The following is an 11,110-nucleotide window of genomic DNA, read 5'->3' as shown; positions in this document are numbered from 1 at the left end:
ACAGCCCCCGTACCGTCCCGCCCGGAGGGCAACCCCATCGAGGCGGCGCGCCGCAAATTCGCCGGGTACAGTGCGGAGATCAGCAGTCCCCAGGGTGAGGCCCCCGCACGTGTTGACCCAGACGACCACCAGGGTCCTCGAACCGAGTGACCTGGACGCCGCACTCGCCGTCCTAGACCGCGAGCCCGTCGCGAACGCCTTCGTGACGTCGCGGGTACAGGTCGCCGGCCTGGACCCCTGGCGCCTGGGCGGCGAGATGTGGGGCTGGTACGAGGACGGCATGCTCACCAGCCTCTGCTACGCGGGCGCCAACCTCGTCCCCATCTGCGCCACCCCCCGCGCCGTACGCGCCTTCGCCGACCGGGCCCGCCGCGCGGGCCGCCGCTGCTCCTCCATCGTCGGCCCCGCCGAACCCACCGCCCAGCTCTGGCGCCTTCTCGCACCCAGCTGGGGCCCCGCCCGCGAGGTCCGCGCCCACCAGCCGCTCATGGTCACCGACCGGCTCCCCGCCGCCCATGTCGTCGCCCCGGACCCGTGCGTCCGCCGCATCCGCAAGGACGAGATGGAGACGATCATGCCGGCGTGCGTGGCGATGTTCACCGAGGAGGTCGGAGTATCGCCCCTCGCCGGCGACGGCGGGCTCCTCTACCAGGCCCGCGTCGCCGAACTCGTCGGCTCCGGCCGCTCGTTCGCCCGCCTCGACGCGGACGGCAGGGTCGTCTTCAAGGCGGAGATCGGCGCGGCCACCCACCAGGCCTGCCAGATCCAGGGCGTCTGGGTCGCCCCCGAGTACCGCGGCCGGGGCCTCGCCGCCCCCGCCATGGCCGCCGTACTGCGCTACGCCCTCACGGACGTGGCTCCCGTGGCGAGCCTGTACGTCAACGACTTCAACACCGCGGCCCGGCGCACGTACCAAAGAGTGGGCTTCCAAGAGATCGGCGCCTTCATGAGCGTGCTGTTCTGAGCGGGCGCGAGTACGCACGAACGACAAGCACCCACGCACGACGCGCAGCCACTAACGCGACGAGCACCCACGAACGACGAGTAACCACGAACGATGAGTAACCACGAACACCATGTGGTTGACCGAGAACCGTCAGTCCCCACCGCCCAACCCGGCGCAGCGCCCCGGTAGTCTCCCCGACATGCTGCGCTTTCCCGGTCAGGGCCCCCGCAACCCCGGCGACGTGGTCATCGGCCCGCTGGATCTCGCCGCGCGCGTCGACGAGGCCCTCGCCGTCCAGGCCGTGGCCTTCGGGCTCGGCGCCGACGAGGTCGCCGTCCGCCGGCAGATCGTCCTGCGGCACCTCACCTACCCGGGAGCCCGCGCGCTCGGCGCCACCACCCCCCAGAACCGGCTCGTGGGCTTCGTCTACGGCATGCCCAACAACCGTGCGCACTGGTGGTCCACCGTCGTCGAACCGTATCTGCGCGCCCGAGGTCACGACGGCTGGCTCGACGACTCCTTCGTGATCACCGAACTGCACGTCCACCCGCACTACCAGAACCACGGCATCGGCCGGTCCCTGATCACCACCATCACGGACGGCGTCGCCGAACCCCGCTCGATCCTCTCCGCGATCGACACCGACAGCCCGGCCCGCGGCCTGTACCGCTCCCTCGGCTACGAGGACCTGGCCAGCCAGGTGCTGTTCCCGAGCGCCCCGAAGCCGTACGCGGTGATGGGCGCCCCACTGCCCCTGCGCCGCCGCTGAGGCCGAGCGACCCCGGGGCCCCGAGGCCCTGCGGCCCTGGTCAATTTCCACCGGGAAGCACCGCACGGCTAACCTCCTTGCCATCACCCTTACGCAGCAGGAGTACGAGAATCATGGCGAACGCACCGGTGCAGCGCATGTCCCAGTTGCTGGCGAAGACGTTGCGCGACGACCCCGCGGACGCCGAGGTCCTCAGCCACAAGCTGCTGGTCCGCGCGGGCTACGTCCGCCGCACCGCCGCCGGCGTGTGGACCTGGCTGCCGCTCGGCAAGAAGGTCCTCGCCAACGTGGAGCGGATCGTCCGCGAGGAGATGGACGCGATCGGCGCCCAGGAGGTGCTGCTGCCCGCGCTGCTGCCGCGTGAGCCGTACGAGGCGACCGGCCGCTGGGACGAGTACGGCCCCGAGTTGTTCCGCCTGAAGGACCGCAAGGGTGGCGACTACCTCCTCGGCCCGACCCACGAGGAGATCTTCACGCTGATCGTGAAGGACCAGGCGTCCTCCTACAAGGACCTGCCGGTGATCCTCTACCAGATCCAGACGAAGTTCCGGGACGAGGCCCGCCCGCGCGCCGGCATCCTGCGCGGCCGCGAGTTCCTGATGAAGGACTCGTACTCCTTCGACCTGGCGGACGAGGGCCTCGCCCAGTCCTACGAGGCGCACCGCCAGGCCTACCAGAGGGTCTTCGAGCGCCTCGGCCTCGACTACCGCATCTGCGCCGCCACGGCCGGCGCCATGGGCGGCTCCAAGTCGGAGGAGTTCCTCGCCCCGGCCGCCGCCGGCGAGGACACCTTCGCGGACTGCCCTACGTGCGACTTCGCGGCCAACACCGAGGCGATCACGTACGAGTTGAAGCCGGTGGACGCGGCGGACGTGCCGGCCGCCGAGGAGATCCCGACCCCGGACACCCCGACCATCGAGACCCTCGCCGCCTCGCTCGGCGTCCCGGCCTCCGCCACCCTGAAGAACCTCCTCGTCAAGGTCGACGGCGAGATCGTCGCCGTCGGCGTCCCCGGCGACCGCGAGGTCGACATGGACAAGGTCGAGGCGCACTTCTCCCCGGCCGTCGTCGAACTGGTGACGGCGGAGGACTTCGTGGGCCGGCCGGACCTCGTCCGCGGCTACGTCGGTCCGCAGGGCCTGGGTGACAAGGTCACCTACATCGCCGACCCTCGCGTGGCACCCGGCACGGCCTGGATCACCGGCGCCAACAAGGAGCACACGCACGCGAAGAACGTCGTCGCGGGCCGTGACTTCGAGGTCGACGCGTACGTGGACGTCGTGGTCGTCGAGGAGGGCGACCCGTGCCCCAACTGCGGCACCGGCCTCAAGCTGGACCGTGCCATCGAGATCGGCCACATCTTCCAGCTCGGCCGCAAGTACGCCGACGCCCTCAAGCTCGACGTCCTCGGCCAGAACGGCAAGCCCGTCCGCGTCACCATGGGTTCGTACGGCATCGGCGTCTCGCGTGCCGTGGCGGCGCTGGCCGAGCAGAGCGCCGACGAGCAGGGCCTGTGCTGGCCGCGGGAGGTCGCCCCGGCCGACGTCCACGTGGTCGCCGCCGGCAAGGCGCTGCAGACCGAGCTGGCCCTCGACGTCTCCGAAAAGCTGCGTGCCGCCGGTCTGCGCGTCCTCGTGGACGACCGCGCCGGGGTCTCCCCGGGCGTGAAGTTCACCGACGCCGAACTCATCGGCGTCCCGCAGATCCTGGTGGCCGGCCGCCGCTCCGCCGAGGGCGTGCTGGAGCTCAAGGACAGGAAGACCGGTGAGCGTGAGGAACTGACCGTCGACGAGGCCATCGCGCGGCTGACGGCGTAACGGCGTAACAGCGCCCGGCGGAAGGCCGGTTGGAGACGCGCTACCACAGCCGCCTCCAGCCGGCCTCGGCCTACGACGATCAGGGGCAGCACTCAGCGCCGCACCCGCACCCGCACCTCACAACCACCCCGCGAACTCCAGCAACAACTCCGCGTCCCGCGCCCGCCCCACCCGGCGGGCCCGCAGCCCCGACTCCACCGACCGGAACAGCGTCCACCCCCGCAGCCGCTCCTGGTCCACGTCCAGGGACTCGGCGAGCCGCTTCACCCGGCGCCGGGTGGTCGCCGCCCCGGAGGGCGAGGCGATCACGTCCTCCACGCGGTCCCGAACCAGCCGGGCCAGGTCGAACGCGCACTCGCCGACCACCGGATCGGGCCCGACGGCCAGCCACGGCATCCGCTCACCGGCGAGCACCTTGCTCTGCCGAAAGGTCCCGTGCAGCAGTCGCTCCTCGGGCGGCGAGGTGAGCAACTCGTCCCGCGCGGCGAGCGCGGCGGTGACCAGCGGCGCGACGTCCTGGTCGGCGGCGTCCGCCCGCATCGCCTCGGCCTGCCGTCCCGTCCGCTCGGCCACCGTCTCGAAGAGGTGCCCGTCACCGTCCGGCGGCTCGACCCACAGCCGCCGCAGCACTCCCGTCGCCTCCAACAGCGCCTTGGCCTCGGGCAGCGACCGTACGGACAGGTCGGGGTGCAGCCGCTCCAGCAGCAGCACGCCCGGTGTGTCGCCGGGGTTGAGGAGCCGTACCGCGCCCCGCCCGTCCCAGTGGCCGAGGGCCGCCCGCTCGCTCTCGGGCCGGGCCCGGTGCGGCGCCAGCTTCAGCACGGCGGGCGTTCCGTCGAACTGCCGCACCAGCAGCACCAGGCTGCTGCGCCCTCCGGGAGCCTGCACCCGTTCGACGGTCAACTCGCGTAGCGCGACGGCCTCTTGTACCAGATCGGGTAGCTTGTCCAGCCAGTCGCCGACCCCGTCGGCCCCGCCCAGCCGCGCCTCGGCGAGCGCCCGCACGAGGCGCTGCGGCGGTTCGAAAGCCATGCGAGCCATGTGCGAGTGGTTCCCTTCCCAGGTCGCGTTCAGGTGTGCGGTGCCGCCGACGGGGTCCGTGTGGCCGCCCGCTCGGTGAGACCAGGGAAGGCTACGCTGCCGCCCCGCCACCGGACCGCCCGCACCGCCGCCTCCCGGAGCGCCCGAGCGGCCGCCAGCCTCCGGTCGCCCTCACTGGCCCGTACGAGATCGGAGTACACGCCGGCCACCCCCTCCTCCAGCTCGACGGCGAGCCGTGCGGCGGAGTCGGGGTCCCCCACAGGGAAGGGCAGCGTGTACGCGACGTCCGCGGCCACGGGTTTGCCGCCCAGGTCCCGTACGACGCGGGTGAGTTCGTCGCGCCGGGCGCGGTGGGCGTCGTAGCCCTCCCTGGCCTCCTCCCGCCTGGCCTCACCGATGTTCCCGCCGACGACTCCGTACCCGTACACGGCGGCGTGCTCGGCCCCGAGCGCGGCCTGCAGCGCCTTGAGCTCGTCGGCCTTCGAAGGCCCGCCCGCGCCGGCGATCCGTCTCACTTCGTACCTTCCGTCAGCAGAAACGCGTGTCCGGCCCCGGCCGCGGCCACGGACGCCATCAGCCGGGCCAGTTCGCCCGGCACCTCCAGGAGTGCCTTCGTACGGCGGTCCGCGAGCTGCTTCTCGTGCCTGGCCAGTTCGGCGAGAGCGGACTTCTCGTCGGTGGGAACGGGGGAGGGGCTCGCCGAGCGCGACGCCGACGCGGACGGCGGCTTCGAGCCCGACGGCGCGGCCGACGCGCCGCCCCCGAACGCCTCCGCGTGCCGGACGACCTCCGCCCGCAGCGGCTCCAACAGCCCCGCCAGCGCCGGGTGCGCGGCGAGCACGGCGGTGTACCGCTCGACGAGCGCCTCACTGTCGCGCGCCACGCGCGCGCGTGCCCGGTCGGCGGCCGAACGGCTGCCCACGGTGGTGGCCGACTCGGAGCCGGGCGAGCAGCCCACGAGCAGAACCGCGCCCGCGGCCCCGGCGAGCAGGCTCCTTCTGTGCGGCCCGGCAGACGGGGTGCGCGACGGCAGGGTGAACGGCACGGCAGACGTCCTCGGGAGGGTCGTATGGGTCCTACGAACGGAAAAGCGGTTTAGCCCGTGATCACGGTACCCGCGCACCGGCGCACTATCCGTCACCGGCGCCGTGGAGCCAGTGCCAGGCGCCCCCAGTGGACGGCAACACACCTCGGGAACCGATACCCTTTGACCTGACACGCGACGTCCCCACAACAGCACACGCGGCCGAGGAGTCACCCGGATGAGCACCACCCAGAGCGAGAGGCTGCGAGAACTGCTGGAACCGCTCGTACGCTCCCAGGGCCTGGATCTCGAAGAGATCGCCGTGGACTCGGTCGGACGCAAGCGTGTGCTCCGCGTCGTCGTCGACTCCGACTCGGGCGCCGATCTGGACGCCGTGGCCGATGTGAGCCGCGCGCTCTCGGCGAAGCTCGACGAGACGGACGCGATGGGCCAGGGGACGTACGACCTGGAGGTCGGCACCCCCGGTGCCGAGCGCGCCCTCACCGAGCACCGGCACTACGTGCGTGCCACGGACCGCCTGGTGAGGTTCCAGCTCCACGAGGGCGGCGACCTGGTCGCGAGGATCCTCACCGTGGACGAGGACGGCCTCGACGTCGAAGTCCCCGGAGTCAAGGGCCGCAAGGCCACCACCCGCCGGCTCGCCTTCGCCGACATCGCGAAGGCGCGCGTCCAGGTGGAGTTCAACCGCAAGGAACAGAAGGACATGAAGGAAGAGGAGGAGGCGTAGCCGTGGACATCGACATGAGTGCCCTGCGGGGCTTGGTGCGGGAGAAGGAGATCTCCTTCGACCTGCTGGTCGAGGCGATCGAGTCGGCCCTCCTCATCGCCTACCACCGCACCGAGGGAAGCCGCCGCCACGCGCGCGTGGAGCTCAACCGGGAGACCGGCCATGTGACCGTGTGGGCGAAGGAGGACCCCGAGGACCTGTCGGAGGGGCAGGAGCCGCGTGAGTTCGACGACACCCCGTCGGGCTTCGGGCGTATCGCCGCCACCACCGCCAAGCAGGTCATCCTGCAGCGCCTGAGGGACGCGGAGGACGACGCGACGCTCGGCGAGTACGCGGGCCGCGAGGGCGACATCGTCACCGGTGTCGTCCAGCAGGGCCGCGACCCGAAGAACGTCCTCGTCGACATCGGCAAGCTGGAGGCCATCCTGCCGGTGCAGGAACAGGTTCCCGGCGAGACGTACCAGCACGGCATGCGGCTTCGGTCGTACGTCGTCCGAGTGGCGAAGGGGGTCCGCGGTCCGTCCGTCACCCTTTCCCGCACGCACCCCAATCTGGTGAAGAAACTCTTCGCGCTCGAAGTGCCGGAGATCGCCGACGGGTCGGTCGAGATCGCCGCCATCGCCCGTGAGGCCGGCCACCGGACGAAGATCGCGGTCCGGTCCACGCGCAGCGGGCTGAACGCCAAGGGCGCCTGCATCGGCCCCATGGGCGGCCGTGTGCGCAACGTCATGGGCGAGCTGAACGGCGAGAAGATCGACATCGTCGACTGGTCGGACGACCCGGCCGAGATGGTGGCGAACGCGCTGTCCCCGGCCCGGGTCTCCAAGGTCGAGGTCGTCGACATGGCGGCCCGCTCCGCACGGGTGACGGTCCCGGACTATCAGCTGTCCCTGGCGATCGGCAAGGAGGGGCAGAACGCCCGCCTCGCGGCCCGGCTGACCGGCTGGCGGATCGACATCCGGCCGGACACCGAGCAGCCGACCGAGCAGCCGACCGAGTAGTGCTCCCCGGGGCACTTCCCGGGGAGCGGGGAATAGATCCAAGCCGCAGGTCGGTTGGATCACGACAACAGCCGTTCGATCCTTGCCCCGAAGGGGTGAGGTCGGTGCGGGGAGGTAGACTTAGGGGTGTCTGGCCGGACGCGTGCCCGCGCATGCCCTGAGCGCACCTGTGTGGGGTGCCGGGAGCGAGCGGCCAAGAACGATCTGTTGCGGATCGTGGCGATCGAGGAACAGTGCGTTCCCGATCCTCGCGGTACGCTGCCCGGCCGGGGTGCCTATGTACACCCGGCCCCGGTCTGTCTTGACCAGGCGGTACGCCGCCGGGCGTTCCCGAGGGCGCTGCGCGTCCCGGGTCCGCTCGACATAAAGGCGTTGCGCCGTTATGTCGAGCAGTCGGACAGTTGCTGAGCAGAGGTTGTGCTGAGCATGCAACACCGTAAGACGTGTCGTGCGGAACCCCGTGCGGCCAGGTACCTCGCGAGTCGGAAGTAGGTCGAGATTGCGATGAGCACTCGATGAGTACGCGATGAGTACGCCCATGAAGTAGCGACGGTCCGGCCGCAACCCGGACCTAAAAGGAGCGAAGTGGCTAAGGTCCGGGTATACGAACTCGCCAAGGAGTTCGGGGTTGAGAGCAAGGTCGTCATGGCCAAGCTCCAGGAACTCGGTGAATTCGTCCGTTCGGCGTCCTCGACGATCGAGGCGCCCGTAGTACGCAAGCTGACTGATGCCCTCCAGCAGGGCAATGGGGGCGCCAAGCCGGCGGCCCCCCGTAAGGCTGCCCCGGCGAGGCCGGCGGCGCCCTCTCCCGCGCAGGCCGCCCGTCCGGGCCCGCGCCCGGGACCGGTGGCGCCCAAGCCGCCCGTGGCCGAGAAGCCCGCGGCCCCGGCCGCGGCCCAGGCCCCGGCCGCGGCTCCGGGTCCGCGCCCCACGCCCGGCCCGAAGCCCGCGCCGAAGCCCGCCCCGGCGGCTCCGGCTCCGGCCCAGCCGGAGTTCACGGCGCCCCCGTCGCCGGCCCCGGCCCCGAGCCCGCGTCCGGGTGCCCGTCCGGGTCCCGGTGCCCCGAAGCCCGGTGGCGGCCGTCCGTCCGGCGGTCAGGGCCAGGCGCCCCGACCCGGTGCACCGCGTCAGGGTGGTCAGGGCGCGCCGCGTCCCGGCGGCCGTCCGGCCGGTCCGCGTCCGGGTAACAACCCCTTCACCTCCGGCGGCTCCACCGGCATGGCGCGCCCCCAGGCGCCCCGTCCGGGCGGTGCGCCCCGGCCCGGTGGCCACGGCGGCCCCGGTGGTCCCGGTGGCGCTCCGCGTCCGCAGGGCGGCGGTCAGGGCGGTCCCCGTCCGCAGGGTGCGGCCGGTGGCGGTCCGCGTCCCCAGGCTCCGGGCGGTTCCCGTCCGACGCCGGGCGGCATGCCCCGTCCTCAGGGCGGTCCGCGTCCCGGCGGCGGCCCCGGCGGTCCGCGTCCCAACCCCGGCATGATGCCGCAGCGTCCGGCTGCCGGCCCGCGTCCCGGCGGCGGTGGCCCCGGCGGCGGGCGTGGTCCCGGTGGTGGCGGTCGTCCCGGTGGTGGCGGCGGCGGTCGTCCGGGTGGCGGCGGTTTCGCCGGTCGTCCGGGTGGCGGCGGTGGCGGCGGTTTCGCCGGCCGTCCCGGTGGTCCCGGTGGCGGTGGCGGCGGTTTCGCCGGTCGCCCGGGTGGTCCCGGCGGTGGCGGCGGTGGCCGTCCCGGCTTCGGCGGTCGTCCCGGTGGTCCGGGTGGCCGCGGCGGCACGCAGGGCGCCTTCGGCCGTCCCGGCGGTCCCGCGCGTCGTGGCCGCAAGTCGAAGCGGCAGCGCCGTCAGGAGTACGAGGCCATGCAGGCCCCGTCGGTCGGCGGCGTGATGCTGCCTCGCGGCAACGGCGAAGCCATTCGCCTGTCGCGCGGTGCGTCGCTCACCGACTTCGCGGAGAAGATCAAGGCCAACCCGGCGTCGCTCGTCGCGGTCATGATGAACCTCGGCGAGATGGTCACCGCGACCCAGTCCGTCTCCGACGAGACGCTCCAGCTCCTCGCCGACGAGATGAACTACACCGTTCAGATCGTCAGCCCCGAGGAGGAGGACCGCGAGCTCCTGGAGTCCTTCGACCTGGAGTTCGGCGAGGACGAGGGCGGCGAGGAGGACCTGGTGGTCCGCCCGCCGGTCGTCACCGTCATGGGTCACGTCGACCACGGTAAGACCCGCCTGCTCGACGCCATCCGCAAGACGAACGTCATCGCGGGCGAGGCCGGCGGCATCACCCAGCACATCGGTGCCTACCAGGTCACGACCGAGGTCAACGAAGAGGATCGCAAGATCACCTTCATCGACACCCCGGGTCACGAGGCGTTCACCGCCATGCGTGCCCGTGGTGCCAAGTCGACCGACATCGCGATCCTGGTCGTCGCGGCCAACGACGGCGTCATGCCGCAGACGGTCGAGGCGCTCAACCACGCCAAGGCGGCCGAGGTCCCGATCGTCGTCGCGGTCAACAAGATCGACGTCGAGGGCGCGGACCCGACCAAGGTGCGCGGTCAGCTGACCGAGTACGGCCTGGTGGCCGAGGAGTACGGCGGCGACACGATGTTCGTCGACATCTCCGCCAAGCAGGGTCTGCACATCGACTCGCTGCTGGAAGCGGTCATCCTGACCGCCGACGCCTCGCTCGACCTGCGGGCCAACCCGACGCAGGACGCGCAGGGCATCTCGATCGAGTCCCGCCTCGACCGCGGCCGCGGTGCCGTGGCGACGGTGCTCGTCCAGCGAGGCACGCTGCGGGTCGGCGAGACGATGGTGGTGGGCGACGCCTACGGCCGCGTGCGCGCCATGCTCGACGACAACGGCAACAACGTCGCCGAGGCCGGCCCCTCCACGCCGGTCCAGGTCCTGGGTCTGACCAACGTCCCGGGTGCCGGCGACAACTTCATCGTCGTCGACGAGGACCGTACGGCCCGCCAGATCGCCGAGAAGCGTGCGGCCCGTGAGCGCAACGCGGCCTTCGCGAAGCGCACGCGCCGCGTGTCGCTGGAGGACCTGGACAAGGTGCTGAAGGCCGGCGAGGTCCAGCAGCTGAACCTGATCATCAAGGGCGACGCTTCTGGTTCGGTCGAGGCCCTGGAGTCCTCCCTGCTCCAGCTGGACGTCGGCGAAGAGGTCGACATCCGGGTCCTGCACCGCGGCGTCGGTGCGGTCACGGAGTCCGACATCGACCTGGCGATGGGTTCGGACGCCATCGTGATCGGCTTCAACGTGCGCGCCGCCGGGCGTGCGCAGCAGATGGCCGAGCGCGAGGGTGTGGACGTCCGCTACTACTCGGTCATCTACCAGGCGATCGAGGAGATCGAGGCGGCCCTCAAGGGCATGCTCAAGCCGGAGTTCGAGGAGGTCGAGCTCGGTACGGCGGAGATCCGCGAGGTCTTCAAGTCGTCCAAGCTGGGCAACATCGCGGGTGTTCTCATCCGCTCCGGCGAGGTCAAGCGGAACACCAAGGCCCGCCTGCTCCGCGACGGCAAGGTCATCGCGGAGAACCTCAACATCGAGGGCCTGCGTCGCTTCAAGGACGACGTCACCGAGATTCGCGAAGGGTTCGAGGGCGGTATCAACCTCGGCAACTTCAACGACATCAAGGTCGACGACGTCATCGCGACGTACGAGATGCGCGAGAAGCCGCGGGTGTGACACCCGCGGGCTGAACCGGGTCGGGGTGGCCCGGCAGGGATCCTCCTGCCGGGCCACCCCGACCGGGGCTTTTCGCC

At 71.8% G+C, this 11,110-nt stretch carries 10 protein-coding genes; 7 read left to right on the top strand and 3 right to left on the bottom strand.

Annotation, left to right across the window (positions count from 1 at the left end):
• Positions 1 to 109 precede the first annotated feature (109 nt).
• The 3 genes from FPZ41_RS40655 (at position 110) to FPZ41_RS40645 (ending at position 3,532) form a co-directional block, all read left to right on the top strand.
• Entirely contained in the window at positions 110 to 964 is an 855-nt protein-coding gene (locus tag FPZ41_RS40655) for a GNAT family N-acetyltransferase (RefSeq protein ID WP_322621358.1), read from the top strand.
• A gap of 181 nt (positions 965 to 1,145) precedes the next feature.
• Complete coding sequence (locus tag FPZ41_RS40650; protein WP_152869138.1) at positions 1,146 to 1,715, top strand: GNAT family N-acetyltransferase; 570 nt, start codon at positions 1,146 to 1,148, stop codon at positions 1,713 to 1,715.
• 113 nt (positions 1,716 to 1,828) lie between these two features.
• Complete coding sequence (locus FPZ41_RS40645) at positions 1,829 to 3,532, top strand: proline--tRNA ligase (protein ID WP_152869136.1); 1,704 nt, start codon at positions 1,829 to 1,831, stop codon at positions 3,530 to 3,532.
• A 117-nt stretch (positions 3,533 to 3,649) separates the two neighbouring features.
• Here FPZ41_RS40645 and FPZ41_RS40640 read toward each other — a convergent pair whose 3' ends face one another.
• The 3 genes from FPZ41_RS40640 to FPZ41_RS40630 are packed head-to-tail and all read right to left on the bottom strand — an operon-like array spanning position 3,650 to position 5,618.
• Complete coding sequence (locus tag FPZ41_RS40640) at positions 3,650 to 4,564, bottom strand: aminoglycoside phosphotransferase family protein (RefSeq protein WP_152869146.1); 915 nt, start codon at positions 4,562 to 4,564, stop codon at positions 3,650 to 3,652.
• Between the two features lie 38 nt (positions 4,565 to 4,602).
• Entirely contained in the window at positions 4,603 to 5,088 is a 486-nt protein-coding gene (locus FPZ41_RS40635; RefSeq protein ID WP_322621357.1) for a ferritin-like domain-containing protein, read from the bottom strand.
• Positions 5,085 to 5,618: a hypothetical protein gene (locus FPZ41_RS40630; protein WP_322621356.1), complete on the bottom strand. Its 534-nt coding sequence runs from the start codon at positions 5,616 to 5,618 to the stop codon at positions 5,085 to 5,087. Before FPZ41_RS40630 ends, FPZ41_RS40635 begins: the two co-directional genes overlap by 4 nt.
• Before the next feature lie 217 nt (positions 5,619 to 5,835).
• On the opposite strand from FPZ41_RS40630, the gene rimP reads away from it, so the two are divergent.
• The 4 genes from rimP (at position 5,836) to infB (ending at position 11,033) form a co-directional block, all read left to right on the top strand.
• Positions 5,836 to 6,345, top strand: a complete 510-nt coding sequence (gene rimP / locus FPZ41_RS40625) for a ribosome maturation factor RimP (protein WP_152869134.1) — start codon at positions 5,836 to 5,838, stop codon at positions 6,343 to 6,345.
• Positions 6,346 to 6,347: 2 nt separating this feature from the next.
• Positions 6,348 to 7,346, top strand: coding sequence for a transcription termination factor NusA (nusA, locus tag FPZ41_RS40620; protein WP_322621355.1), 999 nt, complete (start codon positions 6,348 to 6,350; stop codon positions 7,344 to 7,346).
• 126 nt (positions 7,347 to 7,472) lie between these two features.
• Positions 7,473 to 7,754 (top strand): YlxR family protein, encoded by a 282-nt coding sequence (locus tag FPZ41_RS40615; RefSeq protein ID WP_322621354.1) that lies wholly within the window; start codon positions 7,473 to 7,475, stop codon positions 7,752 to 7,754.
• Positions 7,755 to 7,931: 177 nt separating this feature from the next.
• A complete protein-coding gene (gene infB / locus FPZ41_RS40610; protein ID WP_322621353.1) occupies positions 7,932 to 11,033 on the top strand; it encodes a translation initiation factor IF-2 in 3,102 nt (1,033 codons plus the stop codon).
• The last annotated feature ends 77 nt before the right edge of the window (positions 11,034 to 11,110 follow it).

The organism is Streptomyces acidicola (genome assembly GCF_009377235.1).
Lineage (GTDB): Bacteria > Actinomycetota > Actinomycetes > Streptomycetales > Streptomycetaceae > Streptomyces > Streptomyces acidicola.
This window is presented reverse-complemented; position numbering and strand designations above follow the sequence as displayed.

Excerpts from the sequence above, each read along its gene's own strand:
- FPZ41_RS40640 (WP_152869146.1), bottom strand. The coding sequence starts at position 4,564 with ATGGCTTTCGAACCGCCGCAGCGCCTCGTGCGGGCGCTCGCCGAGGCG.
- rimP (WP_152869134.1), top strand. The coding sequence starts at position 5,836 with ATGAGCACCACCCAGAGCGAGAGGCTGCGAGAACTGCTGGAACCGCTC.
- FPZ41_RS40650 (WP_152869138.1), top strand. The coding sequence starts at position 1,146 with ATGCTGCGCTTTCCCGGTCAGGGCCCCCGCAACCCCGGCGACGTGGTC.
- FPZ41_RS40645 (WP_152869136.1), top strand. The coding sequence starts at position 1,829 with ATGGCGAACGCACCGGTGCAGCGCATGTCCCAGTTGCTGGCGAAGACG.